A 20,322-nucleotide genomic window follows, 5' to 3' on the forward strand; every position below is an offset into this window, starting at 1 on the left:
TATTTTTAAGTGTTTATAAACGGCAAAAGCTTGGCTGTAGATCAGCCAAGCTTTTAAATAGATTAACTATTTGTATTTAGTTAATAAATTACCAACCAGCAACGTTTTCTGCATCAAAGCTCAGTGCTGTTTGGATAATGTCACGTGCTGCTAATAGATCCGTTTTATATGCGTCTACTTCAGCTGCATCTAATACCGGTGCATCTTTCATTAGTACGTGTAATTGTGCGTAGTCTTCATCTGAAATTAGCGAGTACGGGTTAAACTGTAGACCCAACGCAAAACCCTTCATTTCTGAGTAGTGCTTCGCTAAATCACTGTAGTTAAAATCAGCAGTGCCTAGGTTATCTAGGTCTGCAATCGTATCGTTGATGTAGTGAACAACTGTTGCAGCAATAGCACGCTCCCACGCATCAAGTGCTAAGTCACGGTGACCTTTTAATGCTTCCATTTGCTCATCAGTTAACGCTGCACCCGCATTAGTGTTGATGATTTCACGACCCGCAATAAAAGCTTCCATCGCTTGTTTGGTTAAATCTGTTGGGTTAGTGTTGCTAGCTGTACCACGGTCACGTTTTGCAGCATTAACTGATTGGCCAAAGTTGTACTCTGACGTTAAATCAATTTCACCATCACCATCGCTGTCATGCTTACCATTCCAATCTGCACGACCATCTTCTTCTGAAGATACTTTGCTTGAAATTTCGTTGTCGTTGTACTCAAGGTAGTCAACCGCTGCACCGAAGTAACCGAAGCCTTCATCGAATTGGTGTTCTAAGTTTGAATATGACTTACCTGATACCGCACCCGTGTTATCTGTTGTTAAACCTTTACCTTCTGTTTCATGGCCAAGGTAATCATCAGCTGATTGTGAGTATGTAATACCCATTAACAAGAACTTTTGAATAAGTTGCTTAAGATCTGTGCCATCAGTATTTAGGTAGATAGCTGTTAAGTCTTCACCGGTTACTGATTGACGAATAACACCGTTTAGGTGCGCTTCAGCGTTGTCAGCCAACTGACCAAAGAAAATATCAATTAGGCCTTCCGGAGTTGTTGAGCCTTTAGCGCCCCAACCTTCAAAGTCACCATCATTCCATAATTTATGCTGACCTGTAGCATCGTTACCAGCAAGTTTACCAACAAGGTTTTTGTGACTGCTTGATATATCAGTCATGAAGCCTTGCTTAGCTTCTGTAAAGGTGATTGGGAAGTTGTCGTATTGTTCTTCTGTTGTACGGAAGTACTTATTAAGACGGTCGATAACGTCTTGACGGCTTGTCAATGTGCCATCATCTAGCTCAGATTTAAGCACATTACCAATGTAGTGGTTTAATTCAGCGATAAGTGCATGACGTGCAACTTGACCTGTGTATGAAACACTTGATTCACCGTCAACAAACTTGCTGCTGAAAGCATATGTATCAAGTAAATCAGTAACGTCGATAGTTAATTCTTTTGAGTATGTCGCACCGTCTGCATCAGCAACCGTCACGTTAACGGTCATCGACGTCGCTTCTTCATAGTTAGCTGTGTAGTCAGCAGCCAGTGAAAGTTGGTCACCATCAATAGAGAACATTTCACTATCAGTGGTAAATGTCATCGCACCGCCTTCAGCATCAGTTGCTGAAAGAGTACCTACTGCTGCCCCCATAGTGTTTTCATCAACAGACATGTTGCTTAATGTAATATCAGTTGGTGCAGTATTCGTTGGCGTTGGCTCAACCGTTGGTGTTGAGCTACTGCCACCACCACCGCCACATGCTGATAATGTTAAAGAAGCTAAAATAGCTGATGTTAATAGAGACTTACGCGAGTTCATCTGAATGACCTTATTAGTATTTTGGTTTGTTAACTTTCGCTAACCAATCGTAAAGCTTTGTAAATAATGTGGAGCATTATAAGCAATAAACTAAATAAGAATCAATCTCAATTATAGTTACATTGATATTAAAGTTGGATGGAATATTGTACAGGCCAACTGTTTAGCCTATTCACGGGAAATTCTTCGCGTTTTACTGATAACTCAGTTAGCATACTCTGATTGGAGAGATGAGTGGTTTGCTAACTACCTATGCTAAAAGTAGTTTTTAAGTCTGTGGGTACGTCTTTACTGACCGTATTATTAGGCTTTATATACAGTGTCATTATCGCCAGAGCATTGGGCCCTGAAGGGCGAGGTATTGTCGGCACAGCACTGATGACAACGGTGTTAATCGCAGGCTTTGCTCAAATGGGGTTAGCGCAAGGTTTTATCTATCACCGCCGGCACACTGAACGTTTTTCCATACCACTACTTATCAAGGCGTCTTTTATAGTAACTGCTATCACAGCGTGTTTGGTGCTGTTTACTGACCTGTTCTTGTTGCCAGAAGAGCTCATCCCATATCGCCATATATGGTTTACATTAGCGTTTGTCACGGCGTTACAATTATTTTTCCAAAATAGCGTTCAAATTGATAAGTCATTAAATACATATAACTTAGCGAAATTTCTCACCCCAACATCAAATATTCTGGGATTGGGCGCCCTTGTAATGCTTGGCACTGGCCAGGTTTCTGTTGAAAATGTCATCATTATCGGTACCATCGCGCTTGCCATTGCCTGCCTGCTGCAAGCCTTTAAAACCTTTTCGCATGAGATAGCCTATTCCGATCTATCAAAGCTTCCGCTCAGAGAAACAGTGCCATATAGCATAAAAGTGTATGGCACGTCGTTAACGGGCATTTGCATTAATAGTTTCGACAAAGTGATTTTATTGATATTAGGGTCGATGACAGACTTTGGCTTGTATGTTGTCGCCTATGGTATTAGCCGACTTGCCGGTATCGTGCCTGATACCATTGCGACAGTGACCTATTCACGATTTGCAGGAAAAGACAGTGAGGAACTTCGGGCGTTTACCAACCGAGCATTTACGGCGTTATTTTTACCATTGCTCTTGGTTGCAGCTGTTGTAGCCAGTTTCGCACCCTGGCTAATTCCTTTTGTGTTTGGCAACGACTACTCGTTGGCAGTCATTCCGTTTGTGTTACTACTTTTTGAGTGCATTTTGTCATCAACCAGCTGGTTATTGGCACAACGCTTTAATGCCATTGGTAAACCTGGGCTTGTGTTACTAAGACAACTGCTGTCATTAATCCCTTTATTTACGCTACCGTTTATACTGACAGGATTCAGCCCAATAATCGCACTAAGTATTGCCATGCTTGCATCAGCGGTACTGCGTATTGCCGTGACATTAGTGATGTATAAAAGGTCGTTAGGTGAGTCTTTACCGAACTTCGTACCATCGACACAAGAAATAGGGTATCTTAGATCCCTAATAACAAAAACAAGTGCTTGATAACATGTTAAAAGCTTTGATTCCGCTTAAAACGAAACAACTGATAAAAAGCTATTTTTCAGATGCCAATATTAATGGCGATTTAACGTCGTCAAAAAGAAAAGTTTTCATTGGTCTGGCTGCTGACTATGGCAACTTAGGTGATGTTGCGTTGAGCTACGCGGAATATCAGTTTTTTAAAAAGCACTTTCCAGACTATGAAATTATCGATGTACCGATTAGTCAAACATACAAAAACATTCGGGTAATCAAGAAATACATAAAACCCGATGACATCATCACCACTGTGGGTGGTGGTAATCTCACCAACAAATATCAAGATATTGAAAATTTTAGGCTAGCGTGGTTGAAGAGCTTTCCTAATAATCGTTATGTTTCATTTCCACAAACAATAGACTTCTCTAGCGATAACGAAGGTCAAAAGTCTTTAGCTGAGTCATTTGACGTATACAAAAATCATAAAGACTTAACGTTTTTTGCCAGAGAGAAAATTTCTTACGCCCAATTACAAGATCTGCTTGGCGATCGCGCCAAGCTTTGCCCTGACATTGTGCTGTCGCTCGATGAAACAAAGGATGATAGCCAACGGGTTGGTATCACAACCTGTATTCGCAATGACGAAGAATCAAAGCTGTCTTTTGACGAGCGCCAAGGGTTGCTAAAAGCCATCCATCAAGAATTTGAAAACCAAGTGACTGAGTCAGACACGCATATAGGCCGTGGCGAGCTGAGTTGGGACGAGCGCACCGCAGAGCTTGAAAAAATATGGCAACAGTTTAGAACATCAGAAGTTGTTGTTACCGACCGTTTGCACGGGATGATTTTTTCAGTCATCACCAAGACGCCATGTGTAGTGCTGTTAAACAACAATCATAAAGTACAGCAAACTCATGAAAACTGGCTCACAGCATTACCCCATATCGCCTTAATCGAGGACTTTAGTGTTGATACTGTCATCAACGCTATTCGCAAAGTTCGTGCAGTGCCTGAAGAAGAAGTCGCACTGCCTGATTTAGCAGGCAAATATACGCCACTGATTGAGGCACTTAAGTAAATGGCAAGAATCGCGTTTTTATGTCTTGCTCATAATAACTTTGATTACTTAGACGAAGTCGCTAGATATTATTGTTCTGACAACGATGCATTTTTCTTACATGTAGATTCTGGCGTGCCAGATCAAAACATAAAACTCACACACCCAGACATACGATTACTGCCTAGAAGTGAGCGCTTCCGTACTCGCTGGGGCACGTATGATATAGTAAAAGCAACTATTTCGTTATTAAAAGCAGCATTAAACGCAGGTGATTTTGACCGTTTTGTACTCGTCAGTGGTGCTGATATGCCACTGTTAACTAAATCTGCCTTAAAAAAACGGTTAACTGCTGATGTGAGCTATTTTGCCCAATGGCGGCTACTCGATTACCCTCAGCAAAAAGGCAGTAGAGAATTTTTTAAACGTCATAATTACCATATTGGTTGGGCAAACCCAGGTGAAGCATACGCCTCGAAAAGTCGCTTTAAAATATATCGTATGTTGCTGATCAATAAATTGCTGAGTTTTATCCCATTGATGGCAACGTTCACTTTTGATCATTACATCAAAGGCTCACAGTGGTGGGTAATTACTGCGGATCTGGCTAAGTTCTTTATTGAACAACTCGAAGACCCAAAAGTTGCTCGTCAGTTTGCCAATATGCATGCACCCGATGAAAAAACGTTTCATACGTTGGCTTGCAACTCTCCTTTTAATACGAAGATCGATTGGAGCTTTGAGCAGTCTTCCCTAAAACAAGGGCTCCATTATATTAACTGGGGAATTGCTGACGGCACAGGAGGCTTGCAAGCCTTTAAAGCAGAGCACATTGATACCGCAAAATCACTAAGCTGTTGTTTTGCTCGCAAAGTAAACCGAGAAGATTTTGATTCGCTGATTCCCTATATTCATCAACTGATAGAAGACGCATAAACGTGAAAATTTTGTTTTTACTTCCAAAGCTGACAAATTCAGGACCGTCAAATGTAGTAGCGTCTATTATTTCTCACCCGATGATGCGTGATCATGACATTGTTATCGCCAGCTTCTTGGGCTTTGAACAAGAATATCTCGATAGACTTGCACCATTCGGTGTCCGCTATGAAGCTTTACCCGGACCTGGATTAAAAGGGCTTAGCAAGCTTAAACGCCTCGTTAATGAACAAGACATTGATGTTGTGCATAGTCATGGCTTAATCCCGGATGTCGCTATCGGCCTGATTTCTCCGTTTATTAGCGCCAGAACGGTAAGCACAATACATTGTGATTTAGCAGCAGATTACACAATGGAATATCCGCCGCTCAAAGCAAAAAGCTACCTTTTTATTCACAACCTCTTTTTACGATTTATACAACAACGTGTATCTGTTTCTGCCGCTGTACAAAGCGTTTTAGCGCATGACAGTGACGTTGTGCGCAATGGTGTGCAACACCGCCCCATAGACTTTCCTGCCAGTAGTACGTTATCTCTCGTCTTTGCTGGCCGCTTAATTCAGCGAAAGAATGTGCAATTAGCGATAGACTGTTTCAATGCGTTAGACAAATCACGCTGGCCTAATGTTGAATTGGTTATTTTTGGTGATGGTGAACAATTTGACGAGGTCAAAAAACAAGAAACAGATCGCATTAAAGTCATGGGCTTTCATGATGATTTTCTCAGTACCTTGTCTGACAATAGTATTTTTGTAAATCCTTCATTGGCTGAGGGCTTACCCATGGCGGTGATCGAAGTGATGGCCGCTGGTGTTCCCTGTTTATTGTCTGCTATTGAGCCGCATAAAGAATTGAAACGTTGCAGTAATGATGGAATCGCTATTTTTGATTTCAATACCGAATCCTTTGCTCAAGGCTTAGCGCAACTTGCCGATGATGATGGTATGGTTAATATTGATAGAAACGCATTGGAGCAGAACTTTTTGCAAAACTTATCTGATACGCAAATGACAGCGCGCTATTTACAGGTTTTTGCGAAGGCAAAATAAGGCGTCACGCACATGTTGCCCTACTTCATCGCCACCTTTACTGCACTTATTCCTTTTTTTATCGCCTATCGCTTTAAGTTTAACTCTGTAGCGCTAGCCGCTTGTATGATGCTTTCTAGCCTGCCTCTGATATTAATCTGTGGCTTTAAATTTAAAAAGGTGGGGACAGATACAGGCTCTTACATCTACTTTTTCAACAATTTACAAACCTTTGAAGATGCGATGGAGATGGCCAGCCATCACGGTGAGGCGGGCTATTGGCTAATGAACGCTCTCGGTCATCAATTTACCGATAATTATTTTATTTTGTTTACCTTCACAGCTGTTATCGTCACCTGCTGTTACATGTACTCTTTGAAAGTGTTCAACCTAAAAACGCTGTCACTGTTTACATTGCTGTTCATCGGCCCCTACTTTTTCCAGCTAAATGGTAACCGGCAAGCAATAACTATTGCATTATTCTCTATCTCTGTGATTTTTATTATTAAAGAACAACCGATACGCTTTTTGGCAACGGTGTTAATAGGCTTTATGTTTCATAAGTCGATGATTTTATGTTTGCCTCTCTATTTTGTTTTTAAAGGCGAGATTAAACCCCGAAAAATTGCGTTGATATTATTTGGCTTCTTATTGTTCATTATTTTCTTCCAAATGTTTATTAGTGTGGCTTCAAGCATAGATTCTCGCTATTCCACATATGGTGACCAAAAAGCTGAAGGGGGCGGTATTGTTGTATCATTATTCAATATCATCTTATTCGTTTGGTTTTTACTTGCGCGCATCGTTAATAAACACATTTTGGCGACTAGAACCTACGATGTATTGTTATCGCTTTATTTACTCGGCGCACTAATTAGCTTAATGTCGATAATTCTAAGGGTAGACCCTTCGGGCTTTTTACGTTTAAGCTTATATTTCGTGCAGTTAAGTACTTTTTTAGTACCACTTAGCATTGGCAGTTTTAGAGATATACAAATGCGGTGGATGATAACCTTGGCTGCAGTGTTGCTAATGATGGCGTATTTCTATTTAACGATGTCGACCTTTAGTCACTTAACACCTTACCGATTTAACCCAGCGTTAGGTATATAAATGAAAGTTAGTATCGGAATACCGTTTTACAACCCCGGTCACGTGTTCAAAAGCACGATAGAGTCAGTGCTGGCGCAAACGTTTACTGATTTTGAGCTTATTCTTCTTAATGATGGTTCTAAAGATGAGTCTGTCGAGATAGCAAATTCTTTTGAAGACTCTCGCGTACGCGTTGTTAATGATGGCACAAACAAAGGGTTACCTGCGCGTCTTAATGAATTGATAGCATTATCAAACGGTGAGTATATAGCTCGTATGGATGCAGACGACTTAATCAGTCCAGAGCGCCTTGCAAAACAAGTGGCTTATCTTGATGAGCACGCCGATATTGATTTAGTGTCAACGGGGTTATGTTCAATTACTAATGATTGCAAAGTTATCGGTTACAGAACGCCAGCTGAGCGTACCAACCCTGAAATAACGGTTAAACAGGCGATATTTGGCCAATCAGATATTGCACACGCTACAATTATGGCGCGTAAGGCATGGTTTGAGCGCAACCGCTACAACGAAAAAGCTAAACTTATGGAAGACTACCAACTATGGATAGATGCTGCAGTTAAAAACGATTTAAATGCTGGCTTTATCAGCACGCCTCTCTATTTCTATCGTGAAGAAAGCAGCGTATCGCCGCAAAAAGCAATTAATGCCTACAGGAATCAAATAGCGATAGTGAAACAGCAATACAGTCGCTATTTAAGTACAAAAGATAACTTACACTTTACACTGCTCATGCGTGCAAAAATGGCCTTTGTTTATGTGCTGAATCTCGTTAATTTGTCGAACTATTTACTTGCTGTTCGCAACAAAAGTACAGAGCAGGAAACCGAAAAGCTGAGCGAGTTGCAACAACAGCTCGACTCTATCCGGAGTTAACTTTGAAGAAAATTTTATACGTTACCGCAGTACCGGAAACCGTGAACGCTTTCTTAACGTCGTATTTAAACGCGTTAAATAAACATTACGACGTGCATGTATTGACGAGTCATAGCGAGAAACAGCTCAATAATTTGGCTGACACAATAACAGTGCATAATATTGATATTGCGAGAAAACCTAGTGTGGCTAAAGACCTTAAATCACTTTTCGCATTATATCGATTTTTACGAAAGCACAATTTTGACATGGTTCACTCATTTACCCCAAAAGCGGGCTTAATCACCCAACTTGCCAGTTTTTTTGCTGGGGTTAAATACCGTTTTCACACCTTTACAGGGCAAGTCTGGGCCACCAAACAAGGTGCGGGCAGAACACTTCTAAAAACACTCGATAAAGTAACCGCAACCCTGTGTACAGCATGTCTAGCCGACAGTGGCTCTCAGAAGGCATTTATTGTTGGCGAGGGCGTCGTAAAAGATAGCAAATGCACGGTATTAGCCAATGGTTCGATATCTGGAATCAATTTGAGTCGCTTTCAACATGACCCGCAAGCAAGACAAACCTTACGGGCTGAACATGGTATTGGTGACGACGAGTTTGTATTCCTTTTTGTTGGCCGCTTAAACAGAGAAAAAGGGATACCTGAGCTCTTTCAAGCATTTAACCAACTTTCCAGCGACAGAAAGTTTTCACTGTTCGTCATAGGCAGCGATGAAGAAGCGTTGGCCTCGCTGGCTGCAGATAATGACAACATCCATTATCTTGGTTTTAAATCAAATGTACCGGAGTACTGCAGCTTTGCTGATACATTAGTGCTACCCAGTCACCGAGAAGGGTTTGGCAATGTTATTATTGAAGCAGCAGCCTGCGGAATTCCTTCCATCGCTTCTAATATTTACGGATTATCAGACGCCGTAGCCGACAATTACAGTGGGTTGTTGCATGAAGTAAAAAATGCTGATGATTTACGTAAATGCATGCAAATGCTCTTGGATGACCCAACCCTTTATGAGCAGTTAAAAAACCAAGCAAAGTCACGTGCAGAATCTGAATTTGACGAGCAAGTATTGGTCAATGCCTTACTTGATTATTACAACATAAAGTTTCGTCAACGGGAGTCATGACAGTGAAACGATTATTTGATTTTTTTGTAGCATTGACCCTGATGCTGATGCTGTCCCCTATATTCATCGTGGTGGCTATTTTGGTCCGCTTTAAGCTGGGCTCTCCTATTCTCTTTTCGCAAGCACGCCCTGGTTTGAATGGGAAAATATTCAAAATGATGAAATTTCGCAGCATGACTGGTGAGACCGATGAGCACGGCGAATTACTGCCAGACGCGCAGCGGCTCACATCATTTGGCAAGTTTCTTCGCTCATCGAGTATGGATGAGCTGCCTGGTTTATGGAATGTATTGGTTGGCAATATGAGCTTGGTAGGTCCAAGACCATTACTTGTCGAATATTTACCACTTTATTCAGAAGAACAGGCTCGTCGACATAACGTGCGCCCAGGTATTACAGGCTGGGCACAAGTGAATGGGCGAAACGCATTGTCATGGCAAGAAAAGTTTGAGCTCGATGTTTGGTATGTTGATAATCGCTCCTTTTGGTTAGATATAAAAATCCTGTTTATGACCGCATATAAAGTGGTAAAACGCAGTGATATATCTGCTGAAGGTGAAGCGACAATGACCAAGTTCACAGGAAACAAATAAGTGCGGAAATTATTGCTTATAGGTGCTGGCGGACATGGCAGAGTTGCAGCAGATTGTGCCGAAGCGATGGGATGTTTTAGCGAAATATCCTTTGCTGATGCGAGCTACCCCAATAACACACACAATAGCCACTGGCGAATTATTGGTGATGACAGCTATTGGTCACACTACATCGAACATTACGAGTTTATCGTCTCAATTGGCAACAATCAGGCAAGGTTAGCGCTCAGTGAAAAAATTGAGCAACTAGGTGGCAAATTAGCCACGTTAATTCATCCTCAGGCGACAATAAGCAAATACGCCAACATTGGCGCAGGTTCAGTTGTGTTTGCTAATGCCGCGATTAACGTGAACTGCCAGTTAGGTGTTGCTACCATTGTAAATACGGGAGCCACAATTGACCATGATTGCACCATTGGCAATGGTTGCCACATTGCCCCAGGCGTCAATATTTCTGGGACGACAACGTTAGGCAATCGTGTATGGGTAGGTGTTGGCAGTACAATTATTCAAAACCTTTCGCTCACCGATGATGTATATATTGGTGCAGGCGCAGTTATCGTCAATGATTTAAAACAATCGGGCACCTACGTGGGTGTACCCGCTAAACGAATTAAATAAAGGAAGTCACGTGCTTAATACTAAATTTTCTCCTTGGCCTTCATTTACCCAAGAAGAATCTGATGCAGTTTCAAGAGTATTGCTATCCAATAAAGTTAACTATTGGACGGGCCAAGAAGGACGAGCTTTCGAAAAGGAATTTGCCGAATATACCGATAGCACATATGCCGTAGCTGTCGCTAACGGTACACTGGCATTAGATTTAGCGCTTCATGCATTGAACATTGGTGAAGGTGATGAAGTTATTGTCACGCCACGTACATTTATTGCTTCAATAAGTTGCATCATTAATGCAGGTGCGACGCCTATTTTTGCAGATGTCGATCTAAATTCTCAGAATATATGCGTTGAGACAGTCAAACCGGTACTCACTCAAAATACAAAGGCAATTATTTGTGTCCACCTTGCCGGTTTCCCGTGTGAGATGGACGACATAATGGCACTTGCCCAAGAGCATGATTTATTCGTTATTGAAGATTGTGCTCAGGCACATGGCGCCAAATATAAAGGTAAATCTGTTGGAAGTATTGGCCATATCGGTTGCTGGTCATTCTGCCAAGATAAAATTATGACCACTGGCGGCGAAGGTGGCATGTTAACCACTAATGACGAAACTTTATGGCGAAAAGCGTGGGCATTTAAAGATCACGGTAAATCCTATGAAGCGGTTTATGAGCGTGAACACCCCCCTGGCTATCGCTGGCTACATGATTCATTCGGTACCAATTGGCGCTTAACCGAAATGCAATCGGCTATTGGTCGTATTCAAACAGCGCGCATGCCCGGTTGGACAGCGAAAAGGCACGAGTATGCGACACAACTATTGGATATTGCTAATCAAATTGATTGGCTGCAAACAGAAGATGTCCCGTCAGATGTGCAACATGCTTATTACAAGTGCTACATTCAGGTTAATGCGAATAAATTACCCGCGGATTGGAATCGAGACCGCATTATCGAAGAGATAGTTGCGCAGGGAGTCCCTTGCTATTCGGGTAGCTGTTCAGAGGTATACAAGGAAAAAGCGTTTGATAACACAACATTACGACCAAAAACTCCCTTGCCAAATGCTAAGCAATTGGGCGAAACTAGTCTAATGTTCCTTGTACATCCAACACTTACGCAGGAAGAAATAAACCAAACCTGCCGAGCAATTGAGCAAGTAGATAAAAAAATGTCAGGGAACCGTTAACAAAATGTAACATTTTGATGACTTTGCCGTAAAGAATTGCCAAAATATTCAGCAAGGATGCACCCGACATGGACGTTAGTAAAAGAATAAGGTGTAGAATTTATGATCAGGCGTATAGATCTAATACCGAGTAAACTAAAATTTCTCATTACCGTAAGCTATGACTTAATTTCATTAAGTATTGCTTTTTTCCTTTCCTATTTATTGAGGCTAGGCGGTGATATTGACTCATTCGGTGTGCCTGAGTTGCTGGTATTCGTTACCACTGCCGTATTTACCATTGCGTGTTTTTACCTTACTGATGTCTACTCCTCGGTCACTCGATTTTTTAATGCAAAGTCGTTTGTAAAAATTACTGCCATAGTCGCCCTTTCAACTGTAGTTTGTTACGTATCTGCGCAAATATACGAAGCATTTTTACCGCGTTCTATCCCTTTTTCGTTCTTAGTGTTAGCTGCCCTCTTTATCGCTGGTGCAAGAGCGCTTGTTGGCTTTATTGTCGGCAAACAATGGTTTGAACAGCGTGAGCCTGTCGTAATTTTTGGCGCGGGTACCACAGGCCGCGAGCTTATTAGTACGCTAAGTTTAGGCAGCAAATATCAAGTTTTAGCTATTATCGACCAAAAGACGGTATATGTTGGCCGCTCCTTATTTGGCGTAAAAGTTTATGGCCTAAACAACATTGAGCAACTCATTAAGAAATATGGCCAATTTAAAGTCCTGATCGCGGTTTCAGAAGTAAACCCAGAACGTATGAAAGAAATTGTTAACGTTTTCGAACCGTACGCACTTGAACTACTTACTGTTCCGTCAATGTACGACATTGTATCGGGTAAACGTAAAATTGATGAATTACGTGAAGTATCCGTTGACGAATTACTTGGCCGCGAACCCGTAGAACCTATTCCAGAATTGCTCAACGCAAACGTAGAAGGCAAAGTTGTTGCCGTATCTGGCGCAGGTGGTTCGATAGGTAAAGAGCTATGTCGTCAAATCATCCGCCAACGACCAGAAAAGCTTATTTTGATCGAAGTGAGCGAAGCGTTTTTGTATGAAATAAACCAAGAATTGATTGAATACAAAAAAGAGCATGAATTAGAAACGCCCGTCATTCCGCTAATAGGTAACGTCCAAAACGGTATGTTAATGACGCGAATTTTCGATAACCACAAAGTACAAACCATTTACCATGCCGCTGCGTACAAGCATGTGCCTATGGTGGAAAATAATGTCATCGCGGGTATTACCAATAACGTTTTGGGCACATACGAAATCGCGCAAGCAGCTGTTTTCTGTGAAGTTGAAACCTTTGTGTTGATTTCTACTGATAAAGCCGTTCGCCCTACCAATGTGATGGGTGCAACCAAGCGTATGGCCGAATTAGTGCTGCAAGGCCTTGCTAAACGAGATCACCAAACACGTTTTGTTATGGTGCGTTTTGGTAATGTATTAGGTTCCTCAGGCTCAGTAGTGCCATTGTTTAAAAAGCAAATTAAGAAAGGTGGCCCAATTACCGTCACCCACCCAGACATCATACGTTACTTTATGACCATCCCAGAAGCTGCACAGCTCGTTATTCAAGCAGGTGCCATGGGTAAAGGCGGCGATGTATTTGTATTGGACATGGGCGCTCCAGTAAAAATTGTCGATTTAGCGATAAAAATGACTCACTTAATGGGTTTAACCGTGAAAGATGAGGAAAACCCTAACGGCGACATCGAAATACGATTCAGCGGCTTACGTCCTGGTGAGAAGCTTTATGAAGAGTTATTGATCGAAGACAACGCGGAAGTTACGGCGCATAAGCGTATTATGACGGCAAATGAAATTTCACTCCCTTGGCCTGAAGTAAATCAATTGCTTGATAAAGTCATTACTGCAATGAAAGATGAAAATATTGCAGAAATTCGTCAAATCCTAATTGATGCGCCTTTAGGTTATGCGCCACTTGGACTTGAACCAGCCAAGCACCTAAATGACAAAAAAGAGCAGCTAGCTCGCCTTTCTGAGGTACCGCAAAACTAACGTTTTAGCTTTGCGGCCCTGTCATACATCACAATACTGCCTGCTACTGACACATTGAGACTGTAACTGCCCGGTAATTGAATTAAGCGATGGCATTTTGTTATCGCTTCTTTGGTTAAGCCTGACTGCTCATTACCTAACAAATACACGCAACGATGTGGGTGAGAGAAGCTCTCAATTTCTACTGCATTATCATCAAGCTCGACACCAACAAGCGGAGTGTCATAGGGCAAGTTTTTTAACAAGTCATCCACGGTATCGTAATGATAAAGAGGAATACGTTGCCAAGCATTCGTCACATCTGATGTTTGTTTTTTATAACGCTTATCAACAGTAAAAATAAACGAAGCACCAAGGATGTATGCAGAGCGCCACAGTGTGCCGATGTTAAGCTCATCAACATTGTTCATAATACCAATGCCAAAAAAGCCTTGTTCCGGGTAAGTTTGCTTTAGCCTTGCCATACTAGTTTTTTAATACCATTAGCCAAACGTCTGCGTAGTCGCCAATATTTTTGTTTGCTGCGTGGTAATCATCCCAACCACGGTAGCTATCAACGAGTAAATCCAGTTGGAACAAATTATCGGTGAACGCGCCACCTTCGTCAGCTAAAATCGCCATGCGAGCTTTATTCTCGCTACCATATTGCATATTCAATAAAAGTAACTTGCCTAACCCTAACTGTTTAACATTACCTGCTAAGCTTACATGCGCCTTGAGCGCCACTTTATTGCCAATTTCTTGTCCATACCCCATAACACCATCAACTTCAGCAAAATACCAGTATCTCGCTTGCTCTCGCTTACCGAGGTGATAGTCATACGCGATATGATTATTGCGATGAACATTGAAATAACGGACATTATCGTCCACAAGCAATACACCAGTCCCTTGCAGTAGCACATCATGAAGTGCCTCTTCTGTTATCCATACTAAGGGGTTGGCCAGCTTTTTATCTAGAAGCGCGCCTGCAATGACTTGCTGACGTGTATATTTGTAGCGAGTTAACGACGCTTTCAGCTGTTCTGCTTGCTCATAGGTTAACCCTTGCTCATCATAAGGCAGCTCATATAAAGCTTGGGTGTATTGCTTGGTTTGTTGCTCACTTGCATCCAATAGTTTGGTGTAATACTTAGTCAGAAAAAGCTGGTTGTTGGGAATATTATTCAGCATTCGCTGCTTTACAGCGTTACTACTCTTTTTAGCAATACTGTCTGCTTTCGTTTTGTCGGGATACCAGCGATAAAAGTGAAAATGCTGGGTCAAAAACTCTCTGTTATGCAGTCGGCTATTTCGCTTCGCGCGAACATCATCTCGGTAAGTTTCACAGAGAAAGTTCAGCGTTTTTTTTACACGTTCTACTGTTATTTCAGCCGGAAATACTGTGCCCGCGTGAACCGCATAATCATCTTGAGCATTCTTATCCATAAAAGTAGCAACATTGTCAGCGACAATACACAGCTCGCTACCCTTAAAATGCGCTAATTGACCAAAGTTAGGTGTGCTCTCTTTCTCAAAGCGAAAAGTAGCTGAGGATACAAATGAAATTGAAGTGAGAAAAACAAGAGTAAATAATTTGACGTGCATCATGCGCCTATTTTGGACAAATGGTATGATTTCAACTGATGCGGATAATAACATCAAGGTCATTGTTCAACTAGCCGTTGCTGGTACCAACGTCTAAAGTCAGGCGTTATATGTTCAGGGTTTAACCAGGAAGTCAGAGCATGAAAATATGCATCGGACTGTTTTGCTTTCGTTAATGCCTGATCAATATCAGCTATTACTGTACTCCCCCACTTTCCTTTCGTACAACCCACATGACTCGTTAAAAAGCGTTTCGTGCCTTTGATCGGTAATGAGACATAGTCATCTAAGTGGCCTAATTGCTTCAAGTTGTAATGGCTAACGCTGGGGTAAACCAACAAAAAATCAACTCTATCGCGCACAAGTGATTGAAAAAGCTGATAAATAGAATTGGTCGACCGATCAACTATATTTTGAGGGTAGGCGGATAGTAGCGTATCAATTTGCTCGGTATACGAACGGCTTATGATTTTGGCCAGGGTTAAATCATGTTGTTCAAATAAGGCTTTAAGATCAACGTCCTCACCAAGTTTTAATTCTTCAGCCAACGACTTTTTGATGAGTACCTGCACGTTATACTGCAATATAGAGGGCTTTGAAAATGTTACGAACTGCTCTCTTTCGGCGGTTTTTATCATGGCAGGGAAGCAACCGGGCTTGCCGCGTTTCATATCAAACATGATTCGGCCAAAATTTGCTTCTTTTATCACATGTTGATACTGCGGTAACTGTTTTGTAATGAGCTTACGGGTCAATTCTACAAACCCTTCCCCTTTGTGTTCTCCACGCAAGAATGCCGCGGGAGCATGATCATAACTATACCAGCTAATTTCATGCTCTTGAGCAACAACACTTTGTGACAACAATACTCCCATCAGCAGGAGCAAAAAACCACGCAAAGCCTTTACCTTCACTTAATCTAAGTCGATTCTTCCAACCACTATATAAGCATAATGATTAATCCTCAATTATACCTGTGCCTTTGAAGGACCTTTCACCAATGTTTTTCCGTTATCACTTAAGCGCCGACTACAATTGATAACATTTTAGTTACTAGCCTTTACGTTTAAGTGTCGTTAGTATGCTTTCACACCGCAATAGCCGTAACAAAAGTTAACGATGAAAAACATGTCTAAACTAGCAACAAGCATTGTTCTTGGTGCAACTCTTTTATCGACAAATGCTCAAGCAACAATTGTTGAGTTTGTCACCTCCGTTGGCAATATTCGTGTCAATTTGCACGACCAAACTACCCCTAAAACGGTAGAAAATTTTTTAAGCTACGTTGAAGACGGTGATTATCAAGACACCGTGATACATCGAGTTGAGCCTAACTTTGTTGTCCAAGGTGGCGGTTTTAAATACAAAGATGGCTTTGATCACGATGCGATAGATACTGAAGACGCTGTAGAAAATGAACCTAAACTGTCAAATGTCAAAGGCACTATCGCAATGGCGAAGATAGCGGGAAACCCCAATAGTGCAACCAGTCAATGGTTTTTCAATATAAACGACAATAGCGCCAACCTTGATATACAAAATGGCGGATTCACTGTATTTGGCCAAGTCATTGAAGAAGATATGGCTATCTTAGAAGAAATTGAAGCGTTGAGTCGCTGTGTCAACAGTTTTGGCGCAACACCTATGGTCGATTTCACGAATGATCAATGCTCGAGTGGCGAAACACCAACCTACGACAACTTTGTCACTATTTCACGCATCGATATCATTGACGCAACTGAAGTGACTGATACCGACTTACCAAAAACACCTAACACGTTGATAAACCAACCAACCGATGGTGATACTGACAATAACAATAGCAGCGGTGGCGGCGGCAGCCTGTTTTGGTTAACCCTGTTAACTGGATTGGGTTTACTTCGTCGACAGAAATAGTCAAAGGCAGCATTCGCTGCCTTTTTTACACTAAGTCACTGATTATTAGCTATAGTTTAAGAAATACTATCAACATATAGTCTCACTATGGCAGCAAGTAATATCGTAGAGTTTAGGTTCTTAGCAGAGCCAACCGACGTCAATTTTGGCGGGAAAGTACACGGTGGAATGGTGATGAAATGGATAGATCAAGCGTCCTATGCATGCGCTGCACAGTGGAGCAAACATTACTGTGTTACCGTATCTGCTAACGCAATACGGTTTATCCGTCCAATACTCGTCGGCCAAATGATCAGTGTCGAAGCAAGAATAGTGCATACAGGAAAGTCCAGTATGCACATATACGTAGTAGTCAGGGCGGGCGACCCAAAAGCCAATAAGCAAACGGTTACCAACCGCTGCTTTATTACGTTTATGGCCAAAGATGAAGCGGGGTATCCTATAAAAGTTCCCAAATTTGAGCCACAATCAGACGAAGATAAACAGCTAGAAAAAGTAGCCATACACGCCAAAGACTTTGCTAAAAAACTTGATAACGATTTTGAAGAGCAATTAGGCTGGAAATAAATATCAACAATTATCTTTTCAAAATAAGGCGCAATACGCGCCTTTTTTCGTATATAGGGCTGTTAATACCCAAATTACTTGGCACAATAGAGTGAGAAAAGAACAATAGGAATATCGATGAAGAGAGTTATTGCCTTACTACTTTGTGTAGTGAGTACGGCTTCTTATGCTGCCGAACAGGCAGGCACCATTTTCAAGCAGCTTGCCCCATCCCTTTACCAAATTCGTTTGATAGACAAAGTCAGTGGCGAAAAATCAACGATTGGCTCAGGTTTTCAAATTACGGATAACGGCCTGATAGCGACAAACTATCATGTCATCTCAGGTTACGCGCAAGCACCGCAAAAGTATCAAATTCAATATTTAGATGACCAAGGTAATAAAGGTGAACTGTCACTTGAAAGCGTTGATGTTATCAACGACTTGGCATTGGTAAAACGCAGTGTGTCAAAGCCGATGTCTTTCTTTGCCATTGCCGAACAAGCGCCGATAAAAGGCGAGAAGCTATTTTCATTGGGCAACCCACATGATCTGGGAATGATTGTTGTACCAGGCACATATAATGGCCTGAAAACGGAATCCTTTAACGACAAAATTCATTTTACCGGCTCTGTTAACTCAGGTATGAGCGGTGGGCCTGTCGTAAATAAAGACAGTGAAGTGGTTGGCATAAATGTCGCTACTTCCGGCAACCAAATTGGTTTTTTAGTGCCGCATGACAAGCTAGTGACGCTGTTTGATGGATATAAAACTGCAAAGCCTAGCTCTATTGAAGAACAAATGGCTGCGCAACTCAAAGACAATCAAAAAGCGTTGTTTACAACTCTAATGAACAGCACATGGGAAGGTAAGGCGCTGGGTGCTGCTGTAGTACCGACTATTGATGTCCCTTTTATTCGATGCTGGGGTGAAAGTAACGCCGACAAAAAAGATGCGCTGATATTGTCGGCAATGGCTAATTGTGCGCTTGACGAGAATACATTCATTGATGCGACATTTTTTACAAGCAGTGTAGAAATGCAGTTTCAGTATATGGAAACCGATAAAATAGACGATTTAAAGTTTTACCACTTGTATCAGCGCCAGATCAGTCGAGCGACAGCGGGCAACAAAGCAACAAAAGAGGACGTTACAGAATTTGCGTGCCACCACGATTTAGTAGCACCAATGAATATGTCGATCACCAATAAAAGTATTCTTTGTACCCGTAACTATAAAAAGTTTCCTGAGCTATTTGATGTCCTTTATTTAGGGCTATCGGTCGACAAAAAGAAGCAGGCACTGATCAGTCATTTTACCATTGCTGGTGTTGAACAAAGTGTTGCAACAGCCTTTACCAAGAAGTTTATGGAGTCTGTTGCATGGAAATAATCATTGAAGAAATCAGCAAAGGCCACAAATTAATTGGCCGACATAAGTACCACCAATCTTCCGTTAATGTCGGTCGGGCGTATTCAAATGACGTTATACTCACAGACCCACATATTTGCCCTGAGCACCTAAAAATAGAAGAAATTGACGGCCAGTGGCGTGTACACGATTTAGGGAGTCTCAATGGTTCGTTTCTCGACAATGGTAAACAAAGCGCTGATGGGCATATCATTCATTCAGGCGATGTGATTAATATTGGCAACAGCCAAATACGTATTTTGTTCCCTAATCACCCTGTACCTTCAAGTGTGCCATTCAGCCCATTCGAAACGTTGATTAATCTAGCAAGAAACCCTTTGATTATCGGTAGTAGTGTATTGCTATTTACCTTAATCTCAGCATGGTTAACTTATCTAGATAGCGGTAAAGAAGTAAGCTTCATCCAACTGTTGGTGCCCGCCATTGGGATGACATTACTGTTTGGTATATGGCCAGCAATGGTCTCGTTGGTTTCGCACCTCACAAAAAATGATGCGCGCATCATGCATCAAATTGGGCTAAGTTTCGTTTTTTACTTAGTGCTGATGAGTACCGATGCAGTCCAAGCCTTATTAAAGTTTAATACTTCAAGCAATTTACCTATTGGTGCAATGAGTAACGTACTGCCAATTATGGTCGCGTTTTGCTTATTCTGGCTAAATTGCTATGTCGGCTTTCACATGAGCAGTTTACGTAGAGGAATAACAGCGGTATTGCTGACAGGATTATTCTTTGGTGGTACGGCGCTAGTGCAAATTAGCAAGCAGCCTGACTTCAATCCTAGACCGCAGTATGATGCGACATTGCTACCTCCAGCTTATCAGCTTTCAGGGGCTTCCGATGTGGATACATTCATTTCTGATAGCGAAAAGTTGTTTGAAAAAACAAGAGAGCTTGCCGAAAAGAGTAATAAAGAAAAAGGTTGATAAATAGCGACAAAAAAGGCGAGCATGCTCGCCTTTTTAAAACGTT

General features: G+C 41.7%; 19 protein-coding genes. 15 read left to right on the plus strand and 4 right to left on the minus strand.

Annotation, left to right across the window (positions count from 1 at the left end; genetic code table 11):
- Nucleotides 1-88: 88 nt before the first annotated feature.
- Nucleotides 89-1,822 (minus strand): DUF4856 domain-containing protein, encoded by a 1,734-nt coding sequence (locus ACFSJY_RS04225; protein ID WP_386031435.1) that lies wholly within the window; start codon nucleotides 1,820-1,822, stop codon nucleotides 89-91.
- A 252-nt stretch (nucleotides 1,823-2,074) separates the two neighbouring features.
- Here ACFSJY_RS04225 and ACFSJY_RS04230 point away from each other — a divergent pair, with 252 nt between their 5' ends.
- The 11 genes from ACFSJY_RS04230 to ACFSJY_RS04280 all read left to right on the plus strand — a co-directional run bounded on the left by ACFSJY_RS04230 (nucleotide 2,075) and on the right by ACFSJY_RS04280 (nucleotide 13,890).
- Nucleotides 2,075-3,346, plus strand: a complete 1,272-nt coding sequence (locus ACFSJY_RS04230) for a lipopolysaccharide biosynthesis protein (RefSeq protein ID WP_386031437.1) — start codon at nucleotides 2,075-2,077, stop codon at nucleotides 3,344-3,346.
- A 4-nt stretch (nucleotides 3,347-3,350) separates the two neighbouring features.
- On the plus strand, nucleotides 3,351-4,400 hold the full coding sequence (locus ACFSJY_RS04235; protein ID WP_386031439.1) for a polysaccharide pyruvyl transferase family protein: 1,050 nt from the start codon (nucleotides 3,351-3,353) through the stop codon (nucleotides 4,398-4,400).
- Nucleotides 4,401-5,315: a beta-1,6-N-acetylglucosaminyltransferase gene (locus tag ACFSJY_RS04240; protein ID WP_386031441.1), complete on the plus strand. Its 915-nt coding sequence runs from the start codon at nucleotides 4,401-4,403 to the stop codon at nucleotides 5,313-5,315.
- A 2-nt stretch (nucleotides 5,316-5,317) separates the two neighbouring features.
- A complete protein-coding gene (locus tag ACFSJY_RS04245) occupies nucleotides 5,318-6,364 on the plus strand; it encodes a glycosyltransferase family 4 protein (RefSeq protein ID WP_386031443.1) in 1,047 nt (348 codons plus the stop codon).
- Nucleotides 6,365-6,376: 12 nt separating this feature from the next.
- Complete coding sequence (locus tag ACFSJY_RS04250) at nucleotides 6,377-7,456, plus strand: EpsG family protein (protein WP_386031446.1); 1,080 nt, start codon at nucleotides 6,377-6,379, stop codon at nucleotides 7,454-7,456.
- Nucleotides 7,457-8,332: a glycosyltransferase family 2 protein gene (locus tag ACFSJY_RS04255; protein WP_386031448.1), complete on the plus strand. Its 876-nt coding sequence runs from the start codon at nucleotides 7,457-7,459 to the stop codon at nucleotides 8,330-8,332. It abuts the gene before it with no gap.
- 2 nt (nucleotides 8,333-8,334) lie between these two features.
- A complete protein-coding gene (locus ACFSJY_RS04260) occupies nucleotides 8,335-9,459 on the plus strand; it encodes a glycosyltransferase family 4 protein (RefSeq protein ID WP_386031450.1) in 1,125 nt (374 codons plus the stop codon).
- Nucleotides 9,460-9,461: 2 nt separating this feature from the next.
- On the plus strand, nucleotides 9,462-10,052 hold the full coding sequence (locus tag ACFSJY_RS04265) for a sugar transferase (protein ID WP_386031452.1): 591 nt from the start codon (nucleotides 9,462-9,464) through the stop codon (nucleotides 10,050-10,052).
- The gene (locus ACFSJY_RS04270) at nucleotides 10,053-10,673 is read left to right on the plus strand and encodes an acetyltransferase (RefSeq protein WP_386031454.1); all 621 of its coding nucleotides are present in this window, start codon (nucleotides 10,053-10,055) and stop codon (nucleotides 10,671-10,673) included.
- A gap of 10 nt (nucleotides 10,674-10,683) precedes the next feature.
- Nucleotides 10,684-11,865, plus strand: a complete 1,182-nt coding sequence (locus tag ACFSJY_RS04275; RefSeq protein WP_386031456.1) for a DegT/DnrJ/EryC1/StrS family aminotransferase — start codon at nucleotides 10,684-10,686, stop codon at nucleotides 11,863-11,865.
- A 102-nt stretch (nucleotides 11,866-11,967) separates the two neighbouring features.
- Nucleotides 11,968-13,890, plus strand: a complete 1,923-nt coding sequence (locus ACFSJY_RS04280) for a polysaccharide biosynthesis protein (protein ID WP_386031458.1) — start codon at nucleotides 11,968-11,970, stop codon at nucleotides 13,888-13,890.
- Here the strand turns inward: ACFSJY_RS04280 and ACFSJY_RS04285 are convergent.
- The 3 genes from ACFSJY_RS04285 to ACFSJY_RS04295 are packed head-to-tail and all read right to left on the minus strand — an operon-like array spanning nucleotide 13,887 to nucleotide 16,376.
- The gene (locus ACFSJY_RS04285) at nucleotides 13,887-14,354 is read right to left on the minus strand and encodes an RNA methyltransferase (protein ID WP_386031460.1); all 468 of its coding nucleotides are present in this window, start codon (nucleotides 14,352-14,354) and stop codon (nucleotides 13,887-13,889) included. The genes ACFSJY_RS04280 and ACFSJY_RS04285 overlap by 4 nt on opposite strands.
- 1 nt (nucleotide 14,355) lies before the next feature.
- The gene (locus tag ACFSJY_RS04290) at nucleotides 14,356-15,480 is read right to left on the minus strand and encodes an MltA domain-containing protein (protein WP_386031462.1); all 1,125 of its coding nucleotides are present in this window, start codon (nucleotides 15,478-15,480) and stop codon (nucleotides 14,356-14,358) included.
- Between the two features lie 56 nt (nucleotides 15,481-15,536).
- Nucleotides 15,537-16,376: a TIGR02285 family protein gene (locus ACFSJY_RS04295; protein WP_386031464.1), complete on the minus strand. Its 840-nt coding sequence runs from the start codon at nucleotides 16,374-16,376 to the stop codon at nucleotides 15,537-15,539.
- 229 nt (nucleotides 16,377-16,605) lie between these two features.
- Here ACFSJY_RS04295 and ACFSJY_RS04300 point away from each other — a divergent pair, with 229 nt between their 5' ends.
- The 4 genes from ACFSJY_RS04300 to ACFSJY_RS04315 all read left to right on the plus strand — a co-directional run bounded on the left by ACFSJY_RS04300 (nucleotide 16,606) and on the right by ACFSJY_RS04315 (nucleotide 20,276).
- Entirely contained in the window at nucleotides 16,606-17,373 is a 768-nt protein-coding gene (locus ACFSJY_RS04300) for a peptidylprolyl isomerase (protein WP_386031466.1), read from the plus strand.
- Nucleotides 17,374-17,460: 87 nt separating this feature from the next.
- The gene (locus ACFSJY_RS04305) at nucleotides 17,461-17,940 is read left to right on the plus strand and encodes an acyl-CoA thioesterase (protein ID WP_386031468.1); all 480 of its coding nucleotides are present in this window, start codon (nucleotides 17,461-17,463) and stop codon (nucleotides 17,938-17,940) included.
- A 117-nt stretch (nucleotides 17,941-18,057) separates the two neighbouring features.
- Nucleotides 18,058-19,311: a S1 family peptidase gene (locus ACFSJY_RS04310; RefSeq protein ID WP_386031470.1), complete on the plus strand. Its 1,254-nt coding sequence runs from the start codon at nucleotides 18,058-18,060 to the stop codon at nucleotides 19,309-19,311.
- Nucleotides 19,302-20,276 (plus strand): FHA domain-containing protein, encoded by a 975-nt coding sequence (locus ACFSJY_RS04315; RefSeq protein ID WP_386031472.1) that lies wholly within the window; start codon nucleotides 19,302-19,304, stop codon nucleotides 20,274-20,276. The genes ACFSJY_RS04310 and ACFSJY_RS04315 overlap by 10 nt, the downstream gene beginning before the upstream one ends.
- The last annotated feature ends 46 nt before the right edge of the window (nucleotides 20,277-20,322 follow it).

Source organism: Thalassotalea euphylliae (assembly GCF_042682785.1).
Lineage (GTDB): Bacteria > Pseudomonadota > Gammaproteobacteria > Enterobacterales > Alteromonadaceae > Thalassotalea_F > Thalassotalea_F euphylliae.

What these genes read in the sequence shown, in the direction of transcription:
- ACFSJY_RS04225 (WP_386031435.1), bottom strand. Translation starts at nt 1,822, where the DNA reads ATGAACTCGCGTAAGTCTCTATTAACATCAGCTATTTTAGCTTCTTTA.
- ACFSJY_RS04230 (WP_386031437.1), top strand. Translation starts at nt 2,075, where the DNA reads ATGCTAAAAGTAGTTTTTAAGTCTGTGGGTACGTCTTTACTGACCGTA.
- ACFSJY_RS04235 (WP_386031439.1), top strand. Translation starts at nt 3,351, where the DNA reads ATGTTAAAAGCTTTGATTCCGCTTAAAACGAAACAACTGATAAAAAGC.
- ACFSJY_RS04240 (WP_386031441.1), top strand. Translation starts at nt 4,401, where the DNA reads ATGGCAAGAATCGCGTTTTTATGTCTTGCTCATAATAACTTTGATTAC.
- ACFSJY_RS04250 (WP_386031446.1), top strand. Translation starts at nt 6,377, where the DNA reads ATGTTGCCCTACTTCATCGCCACCTTTACTGCACTTATTCCTTTTTTT.
- ACFSJY_RS04255 (WP_386031448.1), top strand. Translation starts at nt 7,457, where the DNA reads ATGAAAGTTAGTATCGGAATACCGTTTTACAACCCCGGTCACGTGTTC.
- ACFSJY_RS04280 (WP_386031458.1), top strand. Translation starts at nt 11,968, where the DNA reads ATGATCAGGCGTATAGATCTAATACCGAGTAAACTAAAATTTCTCATT.
- ACFSJY_RS04285 (WP_386031460.1), bottom strand. Translation starts at nt 14,354, where the DNA reads ATGGCAAGGCTAAAGCAAACTTACCCGGAACAAGGCTTTTTTGGCATT.
- ACFSJY_RS04290 (WP_386031462.1), bottom strand. Translation starts at nt 15,480, where the DNA reads ATGATGCACGTCAAATTATTTACTCTTGTTTTTCTCACTTCAATTTCA.
- ACFSJY_RS04300 (WP_386031466.1), top strand. Translation starts at nt 16,606, where the DNA reads ATGTCTAAACTAGCAACAAGCATTGTTCTTGGTGCAACTCTTTTATCG.
- ACFSJY_RS04305 (WP_386031468.1), top strand. Translation starts at nt 17,461, where the DNA reads ATGGCAGCAAGTAATATCGTAGAGTTTAGGTTCTTAGCAGAGCCAACC.
- ACFSJY_RS04310 (WP_386031470.1), top strand. Translation starts at nt 18,058, where the DNA reads ATGAAGAGAGTTATTGCCTTACTACTTTGTGTAGTGAGTACGGCTTCT.
- ACFSJY_RS04315 (WP_386031472.1), top strand. Translation starts at nt 19,302, where the DNA reads ATGGAAATAATCATTGAAGAAATCAGCAAAGGCCACAAATTAATTGGC.